Source organism: Ottowia sp. (assembly GCF_016703145.1).
In the GTDB taxonomy this organism is placed as follows: domain Bacteria; phylum Pseudomonadota; class Gammaproteobacteria; order Burkholderiales; family Burkholderiaceae_C; genus Ottowia.
The window spans coordinates 273,438-291,328 of sequence record NZ_JADJCO010000005.1 but is presented as its reverse complement, the minus strand read 5'-3'; the positions used below and the strand labels follow the sequence as shown (position 1 = coordinate 291,328).

The window sequence follows — 17,891 nt, the reverse complement described above, 5'->3', positions numbered from 1 at the left end:
ACACTGGCTAGCGGCCGATTTGACTTGAAAAGCGGAGGCGCGATGCAAAAGACCTTCAGCTACCCCCGGTTCGACTTCGAGCGCCCGCCCGAGCTGCAATCGGGCCAGCGGGGCCGCTACCCCGTGGTGGTGGTCGGCGCCGGCCCGGTGGGCCTGGCCACCGCCATCGACCTGGCGCAGCAGGGCCAGGACGTGCTGCTGCTGGACGACGACGACACCGTCTCCATCGGCTCGCGCGGCGTGTGCTACGCCAAGCGCACGCTGGAGGTGCTGGACCGCATGGGCTTCGGCGACGAGTTCGTGGGCAAGGGCGTGTCGTGGGACGTGGGCCGCACCTTCCTGCGCGAGGGCGAAGTCTTCAACTTCAACCTGCGCCCGGACAGCGGCCACGGCCGCCCCGGCATGATCAACCTGCAGCAGTACTACCTCGAGGACTACCTGCTGCGGCGCGCCCGCCAGCTGCCCCAGCTGCGGATGCGCTTCAAGAGCAAGGTCGTCGGCATCGAAGCGGGCACGGACCAGGTGACGCTGCACGTCGAGACGCCCGAGGGCGCCTACACCCTCGCCGCCGACTGGCTGGTCGCCGCCGACGGCGCGCGCAGCCCCATCCGCACCCAGCTGGGGCTGGACATCGAAGGCCAGGTGTTCAAGGACCGCTTCCTCATCGCCGACGTGGTGATGACAGCCGACTACCCGGCCGAGCGCTGGTTCTGGTTCGACCCGCCCTTCCACCCGCACCAGTCGGTGCTGCTGCACAAGCAGGCCGACAACGTCTGGCGCATCGACTTCCAGCTGGGCTGGCAGGCCGACCCGGTGGAAGAGAAAAAGCCCGAGCACGTCATCCCCCGCATCCGCGCCATGCTGGGCGAAGGGCGCGCGTTCGAGCTGGAGTGGGTCAGCATCTACACCTTCCAGTGCCGGCGCATGCAGCGCTTCAACCACGGGCGCGTGCTGTTCGCCGGCGACGCGGCGCACCAGGTGTCGCCCTTCGGCGCGCGCGGCGCCAACAGCGGCATCCAGGACGCCGACAACCTGGCCTGGAAGCTCAGGCTGGTCATCGCGGGCCAGGCCCCGCCCGCCCTGCTGGACACCTACAGCGAGGAGCGCGGCGCGGCGGCCGACGAGAACATCCGCAACTCCACCCGCTCGACCGACTTCATCACGCCCAAGAGCGCCGCCAGCCGCACCTTCCGCGACGCCGTGCTGGCGCTGGCCGCCGACCACCCGTTCGCGCGCGCGCTGGTCAACTCCGGCCGCCTGTCGGTGCCCACCTGGCTGGCCGACTCGCGCCTGAACACGCCTGATACCGACATCGCTGCCGACGCCTTCGCCGGCCAGATGATCCCCGGCGCGCCCATGGCCGACGCGCCCGTCGCGGTCGACGGCGCGCACGGCTGGCTGCTGCGCCAGTTGGGCAACCGCTTCCATGCCCTGCACTGCACCGACGACGCCAGCCGGCTCGACGCCACTGCCGTGCAGGCCCTGCGCGGTCTGGCCGGCGGCGCCATCGGCGTGCAGGCCCTCGTCGTCGCCCGGCGCGGCCAGGCCCCGGGCGGCCTGAAGACCGTCATCGACACCCAGGGCCTGGTCGCCGAGCGCTACGACCTGCGGCCCGGCACCACCTACCTGGCGCGGCCCGACCAGCACGTGGCCGCCCGCTGGCGCGCGCTCGATGCCGCCCAGGTGCGGGCCGCCGTGGCCCGCGCCACCTGCAACGCCTGAAAGGCCGCCCACATGCCCCTGAACACCCAGCCCAACTTCGGCGAACCCGGCCAGCGCTACTTCCAGCCCTATTCGCCCGGCGACGACTTCTACGAACTGCTGATCGACATGCACCAGGGCCTGAGCGATGCGCAGAGCGGCACGGCCAACGCGCGCCTGGTCCTGCTGCTGGCCAACCACGTCGGCGACATCGCCGTGCTGCGCGAGGCGATGCGCATCGCCCGCGCAGGTGTTTAATCGCCACGCAAGGAGAAACGCCATGGCCTTCATCGAGAAAATCCACCACGTCGCCTACCGCTGCAAGAACGCCAAGCAGACCGTGGAGTGGTACGGCAAGTACCTGGACATGGACTTCATCCTCGCCATCGCCGAGGACGAGGTGCCCTCCACCCAGGAGCCCGACCCGTACATGCACGTCTTCCTGGACGCCGGCAACGGCAACGTGCTGGCCTTCTTCGAGTTGCCCACCCGCCCCGAGATGGGCCGCGACCCCAACACGCCCACGTGGACGCAGCACCTGGCGCTCAAGGTGGATTCGATGGACACCCTGCTCAAGGCCAAGGCCAGGCTGGAGGCGGGCGGCATCGAGGTCATCGGCCCGACCGACCACACCCTCTTCAAGTCGATCTACTTCTTCGACCCCTCCGGCCACCGCCTGGAGCTGTGCGCCAACACCGCCACGCCCGAGATGAACCGCAAGCTCGACGCCGTGAAGTGGGACATGCTGAACGAATGGGACCGGACCAAGAAGGCCCCGCGGCACGCGCGCTGGATGCACGACGGAAGTGGGAAGGTGGGAGCACATTGAGGCTGCACGCCCGTGGTTCATGCCTTCTCAGCGGGACCGATGACGGGTTTGAATTGCGCTGGCGGTTCGATGTTCGCGGGAAGTCCAACCGTGGACTTCTCCACCCGTGTCCGAATCAGCTTCGCGTCTTGACTCGAGGCAGGCCTGGTTCAGGTCGACGGCGCCACAGCAGGTGAACTGCAAACGCCGAGGTTGCGGCAACGGCGGCCCCTGCAAACACATCCATGGGAAGTGCACGCCCAGGGCGATGCAAGCCGGTATGGCATGGAATCACCCCAGCTCGAATGTCGCAATCCCAAACGTTCGCTGCATGTCGGGCAGCGCGGGCGCGCCCTTGTACATGCGCGCGGTCTCGAACATCGGCGCCATGCCGTGCCCCTCGGCCAGCGCCACGGCGGCGGCGTGGGTTTGCGGCACGTCCAGGAAGACGGCGCTGCCCTCGGGCACCCGGGCCATCAGCGCCCGCAGCAGGGTTTGCGCCTGCGCGGCGTCGTCGGCGATCAGCGGGCCGATCTTGTGGCCTTGCAGGCAGGGCCGGATCACGCCATAGGCCGCCAGCCGACCGCCCTGCGCCAGGCCCAGCGCATGGTGGCCGCTTTGCCGCACCCAGGCGCGCAGAAAGGCCTCGCGCCCGGCGGGAAAGCAGGGGCGGTCGCAGTCCAGCACCTGCTGAAAATCCACCGCGCGCAGATCGAGCACGCCGCCCGCGCCGCCGCCATGCCGCGCCGCGCCCTGGTAGCGGACATTGCGGTGCGCCAGCACGAAGCCCGAGCGGCGGTAGTTGGCCTGCTGCGCCACCACGCCGTCGAGCCCCACCGCGCGCTCGCCCAGGTGCGCCATCCCCGCCTGCCACAGCGCCCAGCCGTGGCCCTGGCCCCGGTGTTCGGGCGCGACGATGTACAGGCCCAGAAACCCGTAGCTGGCCCCGTAGCGCACCACCGAGATGCAGGCGATGGGTTCGTCGCCCCGTAGCCCCACCAGAAAGCCCTGCGGATCGGCCGCGTGAAAGCACGCGGCATCGTGCAGGCCGGGGTTCCAGCCCTCGTGCGCGGCCCATTGCAGCGCGGTGTCCAGCTCGTCGCGGCGCATGGGGCGGATGGAGTAGTTGTCGGTGCTCATGGTCGTATTGTGTTTTTATTTTTGTAGCTGCCAGCGCTTGTCTGGCAAGCGCTGGAGGCCAAAAAAAACCTTCAAACCCTGCGGCGCAGCGCCAGCAGGCCGAGCAGCGCCAGACTCCACGCGCTCAGCGCGGGCACGGGTACGGCGAGTGGGGTGATGGGGATGGTGATGTCGGCGCAGTCCACGCGCACGTCGTTCACATCAGCGGCGACGTCGCGGCCGCTGGCGTTGCCCACCGTGCAGGTCTGGCCCGTGGGCTGCGCATGCACGGTAACGGCGTAGCTGCCGCCATGCGCCACCGGGTGGGCAAAGGTGAAGCCGCCGTTGCCGCTGATGGGTAATTCCTCGCCGCCGTTGCGCGGCACCAGCCCGGTGCCGGTCAGGTTGTCGACGCTGCCGCCGATGGTGTAGGTATCGAGGGCGAACTGCACCGTCACGCTGCGCGCCTGGTCCATGGCCACGGTGCAGGTGCCCGTGCCCGTGCCCGTGCCCGTGCAGGACATGCTGATGCAGAACTATCGGCTGGATGTGGAAGGCATCTACCTCACGCCCTACGTCAACCTGGGCCTGCTCACCGTGTTCCTCTACGCCGCCTTCACGCGCTACACCGAGGCCCTGGCCACCGCTGCCCACGCCCGCGCCACCCTGGCGGAGCGCCTGGCCGCGCAGGAACGCGAGCTGCAAGGTACCCACGAGCGCCTGCGCACCGCTGAGCGCGAGCAAACCCTGCTGCACGAGCGCCAGCGCCTGATGCGCGAGATGCACGCCGGCGTGGGCTCGTAGCTGATGAGCGCGCTGCGCCTGGTGGAGCACGGCCAAGCCAGGAACCAGCCCGCGAACGTAGCCCAGGTGCTCAAGGAGTGCATCGACGACCTGAAAATCGCCATCGACTCGCTCGAATGCGCCGGCGCCGATTTGCTGGCCCTGCTGGGCGCGCTGCGCTACCGGCTGGGGCGGCGGCTGGGCCAGGCGGGCATTGCCTTGCACTGGCGGATGAGCGACGTGCCGCCCCTGCCGTGGCTGGATGCGCAAAGCGCGCTGCACGTGCTGCGCATCTTGCAGGAGGTACTGACCAACATCGCCAAGCACAGCGGCGCCACCGAGATCACCGTCTCCACCGCCGAGGCCGCCCACGGCGGCGCGCCCGGCGTGCAGGTGCGTGTGCACGACGACGGCCGCCCCTGCACGCCCCCTGCCCCCGACGTCCTGTCACCCGGACGTCGGGGCCTGGGCAACGTGCGCAGCCGGGCGCGGGCCTTGGGCGCGCGCTGCGGCTGGGTGCCGGACGGACACGGCACGGTGTTCACCCTGTGGCCGCCGCTGCGCCGCGCGCCGGGCCATGGCACGCCGGCAGCGGCCTGAAGCACTTGTCTCAGGCGACCGAGTGATTGGCGCGAAGCGCTTCTATCTCGCTGGCGCCGTAGCCCAGGGAAACCAGCAGGTCGGCGGTGTCCTGGCCCATCGTCGGCGGCTGCGAGCCGGCACCCAGACGGGCGCCACTCAGGGTAAAGGGCAGCAAGGTGGTTTGCGTGGTCTGGCCTCGGCGCTCGCCGTCGGTGAGCTGGATGTCGGCCAGGCCGCCGGTGGCCTTCAGGTGCGGGTCGTCAAACAGTTCTTCCGGCTTGCGAATGGGTGCGTAGGGCAGGCCCGCACGTTCGAACAACGCCGCCAGCGCCGACGCCTCCCGGCAGGCCAGGCGCTGGCGCAGCAGGGGCAGCAGGCTGGCGCGCAGCCGCACGCGGGCGTTGTTGTCGGCGTACAGCGGGTCGGCCAGCAGGTCGGCGAAGCCGAGCACGTCGCAGAACGTCTTCCACTGCGCGTCGCTCACGGCGGCCAGGAAGATCTGCTCGCCGTCACGGACAGTGAACACGTCGTACACGCCCCAGGCCGAGATGCGATCCGGCATGGGCGCGGCCGGCTGGCCGGTGATGGCGTACTGCAGCATGTGCTGACCGACCAGGAACACGTTGTTCTCGAACAGCGCGGTCTGCACCTCCTGCCCGCGCCCGGTGATGCCGCGCTGCACCAGCGCGCCGAGGACGCCGATGGCGCCGAACATGCCGCCCATGATGTCGTTGACGCTGGTGCCGGCGCGCAGCGGGTCGCCCGGGCGGCCGGTCATGTAGGCCAGGCCCCCCATCATCTGCACCACCTCGTCGAGCGCCGTGCGGTGCTCGTAGGGACCGGGCAGAAAGCCCTTGCAGCTGACGTAGATGAGGCGCGGGTGGGCCGCTGACAGCGCGGCGTGGTCCAGCCCGTACTTGCGCAGGGTGCCGGGCTTGAAGTTCTCGGCCACCACGTCGGCGCTGGCAGCCAGCCGCCGCGCCACCTCCGCGCCCTGGGGCTGGTGCAGGTCGAGGGCGATGCTTTTCTTGCCGCGGTTGAACATGGGGAAGAAGCCCGCGCCCGAACCCAGCAAGTGGCGCGTGCGGTCGCCTTCGATGGGTTCGACCTTGATCACCTCGGCGCCCAGGTCGGCCAGCACCAGGCCGCAGGTGGGACCCATGACCATGTGGGTGAATTCGACCACCCTCAAGCCCGAAAGCGGCAGCGGACGGCCAGGAGTGTCGGGGTGATGGGTCATGGGTCGCGGTCGGTTCAGCGATTCGAATCGCTGCATTTTTGATAGCTAAATGCGCAATAAATACGCCGGCCACAGGCAGATTTCTAGCCCAAGACGTGCGCCAGCGTCAGCAGCACCAGCAGCAGCAGCCACAGCGCCACCATGCGCCACACCAGGCCGACGACCTGGGTGAAGTGCGCGGTGCGCGGCGGCTCGCCCGGCAGGCCCTCGGCCGCCAGGCCGGCGGCACCGGGCATGGGCTGGCCCAGGCCGCCGGGCGCCGCCGGCCGCAGCGCGGCGCCGCCCAGCCGCACGCCGATGGCGCCGGCCGTCGCCGCCAGGATCACGCCGTCGTTGGCGTCGGCGAAGCGCGCGGCGTGCTGACGCCAGGCGTCGATGGCGTCCTCGAAGCTGCCGACGATGGCCAGGCCCAGCGCCGTCATGCGCGCGGGCAGCCAGTCGATCACGCGCCAGGCGGCGTCGCCGGCCTCGCACAGCGCCGGGCTGGAGGGGTGGTCGGCCGCCTGTGTCTTGCGCTGCCAGTAGCGCCGCACGAACTCGGCGTTGCGGTAGAACACCGCTCCGGCCGGCCCCAGCCCGGCCACGGCTAGCACGCAGAACCAGGCCAGCACGCCGAAGACGTGGCGGTGCGCGGCCAGCACGGAGTATTCGATCACCAGGCGCACGATCTCGGTGCGCGGCAGCGCGCCGGCGTCGACCTGCTGCCAGTGCGCCAGCAGTTGGCGGGCGCGCTCCTCGTCACCCGCCTCCAGCGCGTCGCGGATGCCGGTGAAGTGGTGGCTGAACTGGCGAAAGCCCAGCGTGAGGTAGAGCACCAGCACGCTCCACAGCAGCGCCAGCGGCCAGCCGCCCAACCACAGCAGCAGCCCGTGCACCGCCGCCGCCGCCACCGCGGGCAGGGCCACGACCAGCGTCCAGGCCAGCCAGGCGTGGTGCCCGGTGCCGGTGTCCACGTTGTGGGCGACCGCCCGTGCCCAGCGCCGCAGCGCGGCGGCGGCGGGGTTGTGCGGCTCCAGCGGCCGCACCTGCTCCAGCAACAGCGCGATCACGATGACGAACAGGATCATCCGCCGATGATAGTGACGCCGGCGGCGCGGCCACGCACCGGCGTGGTGCGCGGGCTCAGGCGGCGAGGAATCTGTAGAAGTTTCGCAACATGCCCGCCGTGGCACCCCAGATGTAGCGTTCGGCCTCGGGCGGCGATTCGCCGGCCTGGGCGATGGCGCGCGCTGGCTCCAGGTAGGGCATGGAGAACCATTCGCGCATCTGGCCGTCCCACTCGAAGCGGTGGCGCCGGTGGTGCGCCGGGTCCATCAGGAAGGCCAGCGGCACCTCGAACGCGTGCGCCACCTCATCGGCGTTGGGGTGCAGCACAAAGCCCTGGCGCACCAGCGCCACCACCGGGGTGACGATGAACTGGGTGCCGGTGACATACACCGGCAACTGGCCGATGACGTCGACGAAGCCGCGCTCCAGGCCCACCTCCTCGTGCGCCTCGCGCAGGGCGGCGTGGACCACGTCGGCGTCCCCGGCATCGACCTTGCCGCCCGGGAAGGCAACCTGGCCGGAGTGGGTCGAGAGGTGGGCAGTGCGCTCGGTCAGCAGCACCGACAGGCCGTCGGGCCGCTCCACCAGCGGCACCAGCACGGCCGCCGCCGCCGGTGCGCGGTCGGCGAAGCGCGGCTCGCGCCGCACCTCGGGCTGCCAGCGCGGCGGTGCGTGGAAGCGCTGGCGCAGCGCGGCGGGTGTCAGCCGCTCGCCCGGCACGGCGGGCAGGTGCGCGTCCACGCCGGACACGGGCACGCGGCGCGGATCGAACTGGGGCAGCGGAGTCAGGGGTGTGGCCATGGACGGAACGAAAAAACCGCCTGGGCGGGATGCGCTGCAGGCGGCTTCGGCGGACGGCTCGCCTGCGGCGGGCCGGGTGCGATCAGGCGCTGGCGGCCTGCTTGGCCACGCGGCTGGGCAGCTTTTCTTTGATGCGCGCCGACTTGCCGCTGCGCTGGCGCAGGTAGTACAGCTTGGCGCGGCGCACGTCGCCGCGGCGCTTGACCTCGATGCCGGCGATCAGCGGGCTGTAGGTCTGGAAGGTGCGCTCCACGCCTTCGCCGCTGGAGATCTTGCGCACGGTGAAGCCGCTGTTCAGGCCCCGGTTGCGCTTGGCGATGACCACGCCTTCGTAGGCCTGCACGCGCTTGCGGCTGCCTTCGACAACGTTGACGCTGACGATGACGGTGTCGCCGGGAGCGAACTCGGGGATTTTCTTGCCGAGGCGCTCGATTTCCTCTTTTTCGAGGGTCTGGATCAGGTTCATGACGCTTTCCCGTTCTCGATCGTGCACACGCTACGCTAGGGGCGGCAAGCCGGGCGCGCCTGAAGTGGCGGTGCCCAAGCCTTTTCTGTGCCGCGGCCGGCAGAGGATCGAAAAGCTTTTGATTATAGCCCGGCGGCCAGGCGCTCCAGCAGCGCCTCGTCCCGCGCGGCCAGGCGCCCCGCGGCCCGCGCGGCAGCGACCAGCTCGGGCCGATGCCGCGCGGTGAGCTGCAGCCGCTGGTCGCGCCGCCAGCGCTCGATCTGCGCGTGGTGGCCCGACATCAGCTCGGCCGGCACGCGCTGGCCGCGCCAGTCCTCGGGCCGGGTGTAGTGCGGGCAATCCAGCAAGCCATCGACGGCGGGGTTGAAGCTGTCGGCCTGGTGGCTGCCCTCGTCGCCCAGCACGCCCGGCTGCAGGCGCGCCACGGCGTCCAGCAGGGCCAGCGCGGCGATCTCGCCGCCGGAAAGCACGAAGTCGCCCAGGCTGATCTGCACATCGACGTGCGTATCGATGAAGCGCTGGTCGATCCCCTCGTAGCGCCCGCACACCAGGATGGCGCCGGGCCCGGCGGCCCAGCGCGCCACGGCGGCGTGGCGCAGCACCTCGCCGATGGGCGAGAACAACACCACGGGCGCCGGGACTTCTTCCACGCGGTCGGCGCGCACGGCGGCCAGGCAGCGCGCCAGCGGTTCGGCCATCATCACCATGCCGGGACCGCCGCCGAAGGGGCGGTCGTCCACGCGGCGGTAGTTGCCCTCGGCGTGCTCGCGCGGGTTCCAGAGTTTCAGCTCGATCTGGCCGCTGGCGTAGGCGCGGCGCGTGATGCCCGCTTCCAGAAAGGGAGCAAACAGCTCGGGGAACAGCGTGATGACGTCGAACCGCACGGCGCCCCTATTGCACCGCGCCGGGCAGCGGCGGCTGCTGCTCGGGCGGGGTGAACAGGCGCGCCACGTCCACGGCGTCGAAGCGCTCCTGCCGGCCGCAGAAGTCGCAGCTCACCTCGACCTGGCCCTGCTCCCGCACGATGGATTCGGTCTCGTCCTGGCCCAGCCCCTGGAGCATGGCGGCCACGCGCGCGCGGCTGCACGAGCAGGCGAAGCGCGGGCCGGCCAGCCCGGCGAGGGGCTCGAAGCGCATCAGCCGCTCCTCCCAGAACAGCCGGCGCAGGATGGTGTCGGCGTCCAGGCCCAGCAGCTCGTCGCGCCGCAGGCTGCGCGCCAGGATCGACAGCCGCGCGAAATCGTCCTCCACGCCCTCGCCCGGCGCGCCGGCATCGTCCTCGCGCGCCACGTGGCTTTGCGACAGGTTGTGCTGGCCCTGCACCGGCAGGCGCTGCAGCAGCAGGCCGGCGGCGATGGTCTCGTCGGCGGCCAGCACCAGCGTGGCGTCGAGCTGCTCGGACTGGCGCATGTAGTGCTCGATCACGCCGGCCAGGCTGGCCAGGGGCGCGCCGCCCTCGTCCACCAGCGGCACCACGCCCTGGTAGGGCTGCTGGCCTTCCTGGCGCTGGCGCGGGTCGAGCGTGATGGCGCAACGGCCCCGGCCGCCGGCGTTGACCATGGCGGCCAGCGTGGCGCCGGGCGGCACCGCGTCGGCCAGCGTGGCGGTGGCGCGCAGGCGCAGGTCGGCCTGCACCTCGGCCACGGCCAGCTTGACCGGGCCGTCGCCGAAGATCTGCATCACCAGCGCGCCGTCGAACTTGATATTGCCCTGCATCAGCACGCTGGCGGCCGTCATCTCGCCCAGCAGCTCGGCCACGGGCGGTGGGTAGGCGCCGGTCTGGGTGTTGGCGGCGCGGCGGCGCAGCAACTCCTGCCACGCGTCGGTCAGGCGCACCAGTTGGCCGCGCACGGGCAGGCCGTCGAAGATGAACTTGTGGAGCTCGGACATCCGCTGCAGATGAGGCTTCAGGCCAGCTTGTTCAAGGTGGCCTGGAACCGCCGCGCGTTGTCGATGTAGTGCTGCGCGCTGCGGCGCAGGCCCTCGATCTGCTCGGGCGTGAGCTGGCGCACCGCCTTGGCGGGCGAGCCCATGATCATGCTGCCGTCCGGGAACGCCTTGCCCTCGGTCACCAGCGAGCCCGCGCCGACCAGGCAGTTCTTGCCGATGCGGGCGCCGTTGAGCACCACCGCGCCGATGCCGATGAGCGACTCGTCGCCGATGGTGCAGCCGTGCAGCATGACCTGGTGGCCCACCGTCACGTGCCGGCCCAGGGTCAGCGGGAAGCCGATGTCGGCGTGCAGCACGCTGCCGTCCTGCACGTTGGTGCCCTCGCCGATGCGCATGACCTCGGTGTCGCCGCGCAGCACGCAGCCGAACCACACGCTGGCGTCCGGGCCGATCTCGACGTTGCCCATCACCTCGGCCGAACCGGCGATCCACGCGGTGGAATCCACGCGCGGCGCCTTGCCATCGATCTCGTACACGGCCATTGCTGACTCTCTTTGTCCACGCCAAAACTAGAATTGTAGGGATGGAGCCGCGCCCCCTCGCCCTGCAAGCCCTCTGCACCGCCGATATTGAGCAAAAACTGGCTCTAGCCCGCGACCTACATGCGCAATATGCTACTGTTACGATAGCAAACAGAACCCCTCTGCAAGCCTCCACCGCCCTGCCCGGCCGCCCCGCGCGCCCGGCGCTGGTGCCGCCGGCCGACGTGCCTCGGCGCGCCGTGACCACGGCCGAGGGCCGCGCGGTGCTGATCCATGCCATCTGCCACATCGAGTTCAACGCCATCAACCTGGCGCTGGACGCCATCTGGCGCTTCGCCGGCATGCCCGAGCAGTTCTACCTGGACTGGCTGCGCGTGGCCGCCGAGGAGGCGCTGCACTTCAGCCTGCTGCACGCGCACCTGCGTGGTCTGGGCCACGGCTACGGCGACTTCCCCGCGCACGACGGGCTGTGGGCCATGTGCGAGAAGACCGGCGGCGACATCGTCGCCCGCATGGCCCTGGTGCCGCGCACGCTGGAGGCGCGCGGCCTGGACGCCACGCCGCTGATCCAGCGCAAGCTGCGCGCCACGGGCGCGCCCGACGCGCTGGCCGCTTGCGACATCCTCGACATCATCCTGCGCGACGAGATCGGCCACGTGGCCATCGGCAACCACTGGTACCGCTGGCTGTGCGAGCGCGAAGGCCTGGAGCCGGTGGCGCACTACGCCGTGCTGGCCCAGCGGTACGGCGCGCCCCGGCTGAAAGGACCGTTCAACGCCGCCGCGCGGCGGCGGGCGGGTTTCACCGCGGATGAAATGGTCCAGTGGGAAAGCTAGAACGGGAACAGGGACGCCGTGCCCTGGGGACGCGCGCCCTCGATCGCCAGCATGCGCAGCTTGGTCAGCGCCGCGCCATGGGCCGAGAAGCCGCCCGGACGGCCGTCGGCGCCGAGGATGCGGTGACACGGCACCACCGGCGTGAACGGGTTGTGGCCCAGCGCCTGGCCCACCGCACGCGCCAGGCCCTTGTCGCCCAGGTCCAGCGCGAGTTCGCCGTAGCTGCGCGTTCGCCCCGGGGGGATGCGGCGGGCCAAGGCATAGACGCGCCGGTTGAAGTCGGGCACGCCACGAAGGTCCAGCGCAATCTCAAGCAGATCGCGCGGCTCGCCGGCCAGCAGCGCGGTGATGCCGCCGATGGCCTGGGCCGCCGCGGCGGCGAGGTCGGCGGGACCCACCTCGACCAACGCCGGAAAGCGGCGTGCCATCCGCGCCCGCGTACCGGCTTCGTCCGCCTCGGGCAGTTGCGCGCCCAGCAGCCCGGCCTCGCCCCAGGCCAGGCCGACGAAGCCGATGGCGGTCGGGAAAACCGTCCAGGCCATGCCGTTCCGCATCGATCGCTGTCTCATTCGAGGCCGCCCGTGCCCGCGGGCAGCCGCACCTCGGCCGCCAGGAAGTCCAGCACCGCCCGCACCCGCGCCGGCAGCCGCCCCGGCTTGCCCAGATAGACCGCGTGAATGGGCTCCAGCTCGCGCGGGTTGAAGTCCTCCAGCACCGGCACCAGCCGGCCCGCCGCGATGTCCGGCTGCACGTGGTAGACCGACATGCGCGCCAGCCCCACGCCGTGCAGCAGCAGCGTGCGCAGCGCCTCGCCGTCGGAGGCGCGGACGCCGCCGGCGATCGGCACCTCGGCAACGCGCCCGTCCACCTTCAGCGGCCAGTGCGGCACGTTGCGCCGGTAGTTGGTGCCCAGGCGGTCGTGTCGCATCAGGTCATCCGGCGTGCGCGGCGTGCCGCGGCGCGCCAGGTAGGCGGGCGAGCCGACGATCACCTGCTCGGTGTGGCCCAGCAGGCGCGCCACCAGTTCCGAGTCGGCCAGCCGCCCCCAGCGGATGGCGATGTCGGCGCGCTCGTCCATCAGGTCCACGATGCGGTCGGTCAGGTTCAAATCCAGCGTCAGCTCGGGGTGCGCCGCCAGCAGCCGGGGCACCAGCGGCAGCAGCACGTGCTGGCCGAAGGGCACGCTGACGCTGAGGCTGACCCGTCCGCGCGGCGCGGCGCCGGCGGCGCAGCGCTCGGCCTCGTCCATGTCGGCCAGCACGCGCGCGCTGCGCTCGTAGAAATGGCGGCCCTCGGCGGTGAGCTGCAGCTTGCGGGTGGAGCGGTGCACCAGCTGCACGGCCAGGCGCGCCTCCAGCCGGGCGACGAGCTTGCTGACGGCCGAGGGCGTCATGCCCAGCACGCGCGCGGCGGCGGAGAAGCCGCCCCGGTCCACCACCTGGACGAAGGCTTCCATCTCGCCGGAGCGGTTGACTTCGATGCGCGGCATGGCTTGGCTGTGAATTGAATTCACAGGTTCTGGTCGAAGCGGCATTCTATTCATCGGCGCCGCGGGCCTGCACAGTGCGGTCCATCATGCCCATCGCACTTCTTGCCCTCACCGCCGGCGCCTTCGGCATCGGCACCACCGAATTCGTCATCATGGGCCTGCTGCTGCAGGTGTCCAAGGATCTCCACGTCTCCATCCCCACGGCCGGCCTGCTCATCTCCGGCTATGCCCTCGGGGTGGCCGCCGGTGCGCCGCTGCTGACCCTGGCCACGCGCCGGCTGCCGCGCAAGCTGGTGCTGCTGGCGCTGATGGCCGTCTTCACACTCGGCAACCTGGCCTGCGCGCTGGCGCCGGGCTATGGCGCGCTGATGGCCGCCCGCGTGCTCACCTCGCTGGCGCACGGCACCTTCTTCGGCGTCGGCGCGGTGGTGGCCACCGGGCTGGTGCCGCCGGACAAGCGCGCCTCGGCCATCGCCCTCATGTTCACCGGCCTCACGGCGGCCACCCTGCTCGGCGTGCCCGCGGGCGCCTGGATCGGCCTGCACTTCGGCTGGCGCTCGGCCTTCTGGGCGGTGACGGTGACCGGCCTCGTGGCGCTGGCGGTGCTGTGGCGCTTCGTGCCCCAGGGCGCCGGCCGCGTCGAACCCGTGCCACTGCGCGAAGAATTGGCCATGCTGGCCCGCCCGCAGGTCTGGCTGGGGCTGGCGATGACAGTGCTGGGCTTCGCCGGCCTGTTCGCCCTGTACACCTACGTGCAGCCGCTGCTGACCCGCGTGACCGGGCTGTCCGAATCGGCCGTCTCGCCCGTCCTGCTGCTGTTCGGCGGCGGGCTGGCGGCGGGCAACCTGCTGGGCGGCCGGCTGGCCGACAAAGGCGCCATGCGCGCGGCGGTCGGCACCCTGCTCGTGCTGGCACTGGTGCTGGCCGGCGCCCGCTGGGCGATGCCGCACGCGGTGTCGGCCGTGGTCTTCATCGCCCTGCTCGGCGTGGCGGCCTTTGCCACCGTGGCGCCGCTGCAGATGCGCGTGCTGGAGCAGGCCGCGGGCGCCGGACAGAACCTGGCCTCCATCCTGAACATCGCCGCCTTCAACCTCGGCAACGCGCTGGGGGCGGGGGTCGGCGGCGCGGTCATCGAGCACGGACCCGGCCTGCAGGGCCTGGCGAACCTGGGCCCGGCCGCCGCGGCGCTGACGCTGGCCGGCCTGGGGCTGGCCATCGCCAGCCGGGCGCTGGATCGGCGGCGCTCGAGGCTGGCGCCGCTCGGCGCCTGATGCCCCGCTTTCCCTTTTCATCTTTTCAAGGAATCATCACGATGGAACATCGGCTGCTCGGCCGCTCCGGCTTTCGCGTGCCGGTCCTGGGCTTCGGCACCGGCACCTTCGGCGGACGCGGCCCGCTCTTCAGCGCCTGGGGCCGCGCCGGCGTGGAGGAGGCGCGGCGCATGATCGACCTCTGCCTGGCGCACGGCGTGAACCTCTTCGACACCGCCGACGTGTATTCGGACGGCGCGTCCGAGGAGATCCTCGGCGCCGCGCTGGCTGGCCGGCGCCACCGCGCCATCGTGTCCACCAAGCTGACGCTGCGCACGGGCGACGGCCCCAACGACGCGGGCTGGTCGCGCCACCACCTCATCGGGGCCACGGAGGCCGCGCTGCGGCGGCTGAAGACCGACCACATCGACATCCTGCAACTGCACGCCTTCGACGCCGCCACGCCGGTGGAGCAGATGCTGCGCACGCTCGACGACCTGGTGCGCGCCGGCAAGGTGCGGGCCATCGGCACGTCCAACTTCGCGGGCTGGCAGTTGATGAAGGCGCTTGCCGCAGCCGACCGGCTGGGCACCGAGCGCTTCGTCGCCAACCAGACCTACTACTCGCTCATCGGCCGCGACTACGAGTGGGACCTGATGCCGCTGGGCCTGGACCAGGGCCTGGGCGCGCTGGTGTGGAGCCCGCTGGGCTGGGGCCGCCTGACGGGCAGGATCCGGCGCGGCCAGCCATGGCCTGCCGGCAGCCGCCTGCACGAGACGGCCACCTTCGCGCCGCCGGTGACCGACGACCACCTGTACCGTGTGGTCGATGCACTGGTCGAGGTGGCCGGGGAAGCAGGCAAGACGGTGCCGCAGACCGCCATCAACTGGCTGCTGCAACGTCCCACCGTGTCCAGCGTGCTCATCGGCGCGCGCGACGAGGCGCAACTGAAGCAGAACCTCGGCGCCGTGGGCTGGAACCTGACGCCCGCGCAGGTCGCCAGGCTCGACGCCGCCAGCGCCGTGACGCCACCCTACCCCCACAACCCCTACTGGAACGGGCAGTTCACCGAGCTGGCGCCGCCGGCGGTGCCGCCGCCGGGGATCATGGCGGCGGTTTAGGCGGGCGTGGGTACTCCGCCTGGATCCCCGCCTGCCGGATGACGCGCGCGTTGCTGGCCGATTCGCTGGCGATGAGCCGCGCGAAGTCGGCCGCGCTGCCGCCCGTGGGCACGTTGTCGGCGGCCTCGATGCGACGGCGCACGTCAGGGTCCTTCAGCAGCCGGTTGACCTCGGCGTTCAGGCGCTCGACCACGGCGGCCGGCGTGCCGGCCGGAGCGAACAGGCCGAACACCGAGGCCAGGTTGGCCGCCGGCAGGCCCAGCTCGGCCAGCGTGGGCGTGCCGGGCAGCGCGCCCAGCCGCACCGGCGAGCCCACCGCCAGCGGACGCAGCTTGCCGGCCTGGATGTGCCCCATCACGGCCGGACCGGCGTTGACCGACAGCACCTCGAACTGGGCCGACAGGGCGTCGTTGATCTGCTGCCCGCCGCCTTTGTAGGGAATGTGGGTGATGTCCACGCCGGCGCCGACCTTCACCTGTTCCAGCACGATGTGGCCCAGCGACGCCGGCCCCGACGTGGCCCAGAGCAGCGCGCCGGGCCGGGCCTTGGCGGCGGCCAGCAGCGCCTTGAAGTCCGCCGCCGCCAGCGCCGTGGTGCCCAGCAGCAGCACCGGCGAGGCGATGACGCTGGCCACGGGCGCGATGTCCCGGGCCGGGTCGAAGGGCGACTTGCCCAAGTGCGGGTTGAGCACCAGCGGACTGATGGCCGCGAAACCCAGCGCATGGCCGTCGGGCGCCGACTTGGCCACCGCGTCCAGGCCGATGGTGCCGCTGGCGCCGGCCTTGTTGTCCACCACCACGCTCTGGCCCAGCATCGGCGCCAGCTTGTCGGCCAGCAGGCGCGCCATGCCGTCGGCCACGCCGCCGGGCGGGTAGGCGACGGTGATCCTGACGGGTTTGGCGGGCCAGGCCTGCGCGCGCGCCACGGCGGGTGCGAGCGCCAGCGCGGCAAGGCAGCCGACGGCGCGGCGGCGCGGGAAGGAGGTGTCGGGCAGATTCATGGCGCCGATTGTGCGTCAAGCTCCGGCGGCGCGGCCGAGCGCTCGAAAGCTACATTTTTTATAGCTGTCATCGCAATACCGGCGCGGGCTATGGCCTTTATTTTCTTGTAAGCCGCCTCATCCGCGCGGATGGTGCCGGGCGTGCAGGTCCTTCAGCCGCTCACGCGCGACGTGGGTGTAGATGGTGGTGGTGGAGATGTCGGCGTGCCCCAGCAGCATCTGCACCGCGCGCAGGTCGGCGCCGTGGTTGAGCAGGTGGGTGGCGAAGGCGTGGCGCAGCGTGTGCGGCGATAGTGGCGCGGTGACGCCGGCCTGCGCCGCGTAGCGCTTGACCAGCGTCCAGACCATCATGCGCGACATGGCCGTGCCGGGCGTGCGGCCGGCGCTGGTGACGAACAGCGCGTCCGTCTGCCTCGGCCCCAGGATGGCGGGGCGCGCCTCGTGCAAATAGCGCTCCAGCCACTCGCGCGCCAGCTCGCCGAAGGGCACCAGGCGCTCCTTGCCGCCCTTGCCCATGACGCGCAGCACGCCGTCGTTCAGGCTGACGTGGAAGGTCTTGAGCGTGACCAGCTCACTCACGCGCAGGCCGCTGGCGTACATCAGTTCCAGCATGGCGCGGTCGCGCAGGCCCAGCGGCGTGCCGGTGTCCGGCGCGGCCAGCAGCGCCTCGACCTGGGCCTCGCCCAGCGTCTTGGGCACGCGCAGCGGCTGCCTGGCGGCCAGCAGCTTGAGCGTGGGGTCGGCGTCCACCAGCCGCTCGCGCAGCGCCCAGCGGAAGTAGCGCTTGAACACGGTGAGCCGCCGGTTGGCCGAGGTGGCGCGCGTGCCGGCTCGGGCGGCGAAGTAGCCCAGCAGGTGATGCTCCAGCGACTGCGGCAGCCGCGCGCCATGCCCGGCCCGCAGCCAGCGCTCGTAGAGCAGCAGGTCGCGCCGGTACGCGGCCAGGGTGTTGGGCGACAGGCCGTCCTCGAGCCACAGGGCGTCGATGAAAGCGTCGATGGACGCATCGGGCGGTGGCGGCTGCGTATTCATGATGAATAGTGGCTCAAGTCCTTATGGGTATTGCGCCGCAAGCTATTCTATCAATAGCAGAAGAGCATAAAAACGCCGGCGTCAAGCGCCTCCCCTCAGAACACCTGGCTCGCGAAACCCCCCTGTCAAGGAAAAGCGGCTGATAGGGACCAAGCGCCAAGTCACTTGGTGGCGGCAAGCCAAC

Annotated in this window: 21 protein-coding genes; 8 read left to right on the top strand and 13 right to left on the bottom strand. The window is 71.3% G+C overall.

Features of this window, described 5'->3' with window-relative positions:
- The first annotated feature begins 42 nt into the window (after window positions 1–42).
- The 3 genes from IPG65_RS14510 to IPG65_RS14500 are packed head-to-tail and all read left to right on the top strand — an operon-like array spanning window position 43 to window position 2,530.
- On the top strand, window positions 43–1,722 hold the full coding sequence (locus IPG65_RS14510; RefSeq protein ID WP_293191104.1) for an FAD-dependent oxidoreductase: 1,680 nt from the start codon (window positions 43–45) through the stop codon (window positions 1,720–1,722).
- Window positions 1,723–1,734: 12 nt separating this feature from the next.
- Window positions 1,735–1,959, top strand: coding sequence for a DUF2783 domain-containing protein (locus IPG65_RS14505; protein ID WP_293191101.1), 225 nt, complete (start codon window positions 1,735–1,737; stop codon window positions 1,957–1,959).
- Between the two features lie 22 nt (window positions 1,960–1,981).
- Window positions 1,982–2,530: a VOC family protein gene (locus IPG65_RS14500; RefSeq protein WP_293191099.1), complete on the top strand. Its 549-nt coding sequence runs from the start codon at window positions 1,982–1,984 to the stop codon at window positions 2,528–2,530.
- Between the two features lie 270 nt (window positions 2,531–2,800).
- Here the strand turns inward: IPG65_RS14500 and IPG65_RS14495 are convergent, their stop codons facing one another.
- The gene (locus IPG65_RS14495) at window positions 2,801–3,649 is read right to left on the bottom strand and encodes a GNAT family N-acetyltransferase (RefSeq protein WP_293191097.1); all 849 of its coding nucleotides are present in this window, start codon (window positions 3,647–3,649) and stop codon (window positions 2,801–2,803) included.
- 71 nt (window positions 3,650–3,720) lie between these two features.
- Window positions 3,721–4,104, bottom strand: a complete 384-nt coding sequence (locus IPG65_RS14490; RefSeq protein WP_293191095.1) for a hypothetical protein — start codon at window positions 4,102–4,104, stop codon at window positions 3,721–3,723.
- Here IPG65_RS14490 and IPG65_RS14485 point away from each other — a divergent pair.
- The gene (locus IPG65_RS14485) at window positions 4,103–4,432 is read left to right on the top strand and encodes a hypothetical protein (RefSeq protein WP_293191093.1); all 330 of its coding nucleotides are present in this window, start codon (window positions 4,103–4,105) and stop codon (window positions 4,430–4,432) included. The two genes, IPG65_RS14490 and IPG65_RS14485, sit on opposite strands and share 2 nt — an antisense overlap.
- A 3-nt stretch (window positions 4,433–4,435) precedes the next feature.
- Window positions 4,436–5,011 (top strand): ATP-binding protein, encoded by a 576-nt coding sequence (locus IPG65_RS14480; RefSeq protein ID WP_293191092.1) that lies wholly within the window; start codon window positions 4,436–4,438, stop codon window positions 5,009–5,011.
- 10 nt (window positions 5,012–5,021) lie between these two features.
- Here the strand turns inward: IPG65_RS14480 and IPG65_RS14475 are convergent, their stop codons facing one another.
- The 7 genes from IPG65_RS14475 to IPG65_RS14445 form a co-directional block, all read right to left on the bottom strand.
- A complete protein-coding gene (locus tag IPG65_RS14475) occupies window positions 5,022–6,233 on the bottom strand; it encodes a CaiB/BaiF CoA-transferase family protein (protein WP_293191091.1) in 1,212 nt (403 codons plus the stop codon).
- 83 nt (window positions 6,234–6,316) lie between these two features.
- A complete protein-coding gene (locus IPG65_RS14470; protein ID WP_293191090.1) occupies window positions 6,317–7,300 on the bottom strand; it encodes a CobD/CbiB family protein in 984 nt (327 codons plus the stop codon).
- A gap of 55 nt (window positions 7,301–7,355) precedes the next feature.
- Window positions 7,356–8,081, bottom strand: coding sequence for a CoA pyrophosphatase (locus tag IPG65_RS14465; protein WP_293191088.1), 726 nt, complete (start codon window positions 8,079–8,081; stop codon window positions 7,356–7,358).
- A gap of 82 nt (window positions 8,082–8,163) precedes the next feature.
- A complete protein-coding gene (gene rplS, locus IPG65_RS14460) occupies window positions 8,164–8,547 on the bottom strand; it encodes a 50S ribosomal protein L19 (RefSeq protein ID WP_293191087.1) in 384 nt (127 codons plus the stop codon).
- Window positions 8,548–8,669: 122 nt separating this feature from the next.
- Window positions 8,670–9,431: a tRNA (guanosine(37)-N1)-methyltransferase TrmD gene (gene trmD / locus IPG65_RS14455; RefSeq protein WP_293191086.1), complete on the bottom strand. Its 762-nt coding sequence runs from the start codon at window positions 9,429–9,431 to the stop codon at window positions 8,670–8,672.
- Between the two features lie 7 nt (window positions 9,432–9,438).
- Window positions 9,439–10,437 (bottom strand): Hsp33 family molecular chaperone HslO, encoded by a 999-nt coding sequence (locus tag IPG65_RS14450; protein WP_293191085.1) that lies wholly within the window; start codon window positions 10,435–10,437, stop codon window positions 9,439–9,441.
- A 17-nt stretch (window positions 10,438–10,454) separates the two neighbouring features.
- Window positions 10,455–10,979 carry a gamma carbonic anhydrase family protein gene (locus IPG65_RS14445; protein WP_293191083.1) on the bottom strand — a complete coding sequence of 175 codons (525 nt, stop codon included), beginning with the start codon at window positions 10,977–10,979 and terminating at the stop codon, window positions 10,455–10,457.
- Between the two features lie 41 nt (window positions 10,980–11,020).
- On the opposite strand from IPG65_RS14445, the gene IPG65_RS14440 reads away from it, so the two are divergent.
- Entirely contained in the window at window positions 11,021–11,815 is a 795-nt protein-coding gene (locus IPG65_RS14440) for a ferritin-like domain-containing protein (protein ID WP_293191081.1), read from the top strand.
- Here the strand turns inward: IPG65_RS14440 and IPG65_RS14435 are convergent.
- A complete protein-coding gene (locus IPG65_RS14435; protein ID WP_293191080.1) occupies window positions 11,812–12,369 on the bottom strand; it encodes a methylated-DNA--[protein]-cysteine S-methyltransferase in 558 nt (185 codons plus the stop codon). The genes IPG65_RS14440 and IPG65_RS14435 overlap by 4 nt on opposite strands.
- 11 nt (window positions 12,370–12,380) lie before the next feature.
- Window positions 12,381–13,304, bottom strand: coding sequence for a LysR family transcriptional regulator (locus tag IPG65_RS14430; protein WP_293191079.1), 924 nt, complete (start codon window positions 13,302–13,304; stop codon window positions 12,381–12,383).
- Window positions 13,305–13,390: 86 nt separating this feature from the next.
- Between IPG65_RS14430 and IPG65_RS14425 the strand changes: the two genes are divergently transcribed.
- Together IPG65_RS14425 and IPG65_RS14420 are read left to right on the top strand one after the other, a co-directional pair.
- Window positions 13,391–14,575, top strand: coding sequence for an MFS transporter (locus IPG65_RS14425; RefSeq protein WP_293191078.1), 1,185 nt, complete (start codon window positions 13,391–13,393; stop codon window positions 14,573–14,575).
- Between the two features lie 41 nt (window positions 14,576–14,616).
- Window positions 14,617–15,675, top strand: coding sequence for an aldo/keto reductase (locus tag IPG65_RS14420; RefSeq protein ID WP_293191077.1), 1,059 nt, complete (start codon window positions 14,617–14,619; stop codon window positions 15,673–15,675).
- On the opposite strand, the gene IPG65_RS14415 is transcribed toward IPG65_RS14420, so the two are convergent.
- Both IPG65_RS14415 and xerD read right to left on the bottom strand, forming a co-directional pair.
- Complete coding sequence (locus IPG65_RS14415) at window positions 15,659–16,675, bottom strand: tripartite tricarboxylate transporter substrate binding protein (RefSeq protein WP_293191076.1); 1,017 nt, start codon at window positions 16,673–16,675, stop codon at window positions 15,659–15,661. The genes IPG65_RS14420 and IPG65_RS14415 overlap by 17 nt on opposite strands.
- 117 nt (window positions 16,676–16,792) lie before the next feature.
- Window positions 16,793–17,707 carry a site-specific tyrosine recombinase XerD gene (xerD, locus tag IPG65_RS14410; RefSeq protein WP_293191074.1) on the bottom strand — a complete coding sequence of 305 codons (915 nt, stop codon included), beginning with the start codon at window positions 17,705–17,707 and terminating at the stop codon, window positions 16,793–16,795.
- Between the last annotated feature and the right edge of the window lie 184 nt (window positions 17,708–17,891).

Bases quoted from the DNA above. Each gene is read 5' to 3' on its own strand.
- IPG65_RS14500 (WP_293191099.1), top strand. From the start codon at position 1,982: ATGGCCTTCATCGAGAAAATCCACCACGTCGCCTACCGCTGCAAGAAC.
- IPG65_RS14490 (WP_293191095.1), bottom strand. From the start codon at position 4,104: ATGGACCAGGCGCGCAGCGTGACGGTGCAGTTCGCCCTCGATACCTAC.
- IPG65_RS14480 (WP_293191092.1), top strand. From the start codon at position 4,436: ATGAGCGCGCTGCGCCTGGTGGAGCACGGCCAAGCCAGGAACCAGCCC.
- rplS (WP_293191087.1), bottom strand. From the start codon at position 8,547: ATGAACCTGATCCAGACCCTCGAAAAAGAGGAAATCGAGCGCCTCGGC.
- IPG65_RS14485 (WP_293191093.1), top strand. From the start codon at position 4,103: ATGGCCACGGTGCAGGTGCCCGTGCCCGTGCCCGTGCCCGTGCAGGAC.
- IPG65_RS14510 (WP_293191104.1), top strand. From the start codon at position 43: ATGCAAAAGACCTTCAGCTACCCCCGGTTCGACTTCGAGCGCCCGCCC.
- IPG65_RS14425 (WP_293191078.1), top strand. From the start codon at position 13,391: ATGCCCATCGCACTTCTTGCCCTCACCGCCGGCGCCTTCGGCATCGGC.
- IPG65_RS14445 (WP_293191083.1), bottom strand. From the start codon at position 10,979: ATGGCCGTGTACGAGATCGATGGCAAGGCGCCGCGCGTGGATTCCACC.
- IPG65_RS14450 (WP_293191085.1), bottom strand. From the start codon at position 10,437: ATGTCCGAGCTCCACAAGTTCATCTTCGACGGCCTGCCCGTGCGCGGC.
- xerD (WP_293191074.1), bottom strand. From the start codon at position 17,707: ATGAATACGCAGCCGCCACCGCCCGATGCGTCCATCGACGCTTTCATC.
- IPG65_RS14465 (WP_293191088.1), bottom strand. From the start codon at position 8,081: ATGGCCACACCCCTGACTCCGCTGCCCCAGTTCGATCCGCGCCGCGTG.
- IPG65_RS14475 (WP_293191091.1), bottom strand. From the start codon at position 6,233: ATGACCCATCACCCCGACACTCCTGGCCGTCCGCTGCCGCTTTCGGGC.
- IPG65_RS14495 (WP_293191097.1), bottom strand. From the start codon at position 3,649: ATGAGCACCGACAACTACTCCATCCGCCCCATGCGCCGCGACGAGCTG.
- IPG65_RS14505 (WP_293191101.1), top strand. From the start codon at position 1,735: ATGCCCCTGAACACCCAGCCCAACTTCGGCGAACCCGGCCAGCGCTAC.
- IPG65_RS14420 (WP_293191077.1), top strand. From the start codon at position 14,617: ATGGAACATCGGCTGCTCGGCCGCTCCGGCTTTCGCGTGCCGGTCCTG.
- IPG65_RS14470 (WP_293191090.1), bottom strand. From the start codon at position 7,300: ATGATCCTGTTCGTCATCGTGATCGCGCTGTTGCTGGAGCAGGTGCGG.
- IPG65_RS14415 (WP_293191076.1), bottom strand. From the start codon at position 16,675: ATGAATCTGCCCGACACCTCCTTCCCGCGCCGCCGCGCCGTCGGCTGC.
- IPG65_RS14430 (WP_293191079.1), bottom strand. From the start codon at position 13,304: ATGCCGCGCATCGAAGTCAACCGCTCCGGCGAGATGGAAGCCTTCGTC.
- IPG65_RS14440 (WP_293191081.1), top strand. From the start codon at position 11,021: ATGGAGCCGCGCCCCCTCGCCCTGCAAGCCCTCTGCACCGCCGATATT.
- IPG65_RS14435 (WP_293191080.1), bottom strand. From the start codon at position 12,369: ATGCGGAACGGCATGGCCTGGACGGTTTTCCCGACCGCCATCGGCTTC.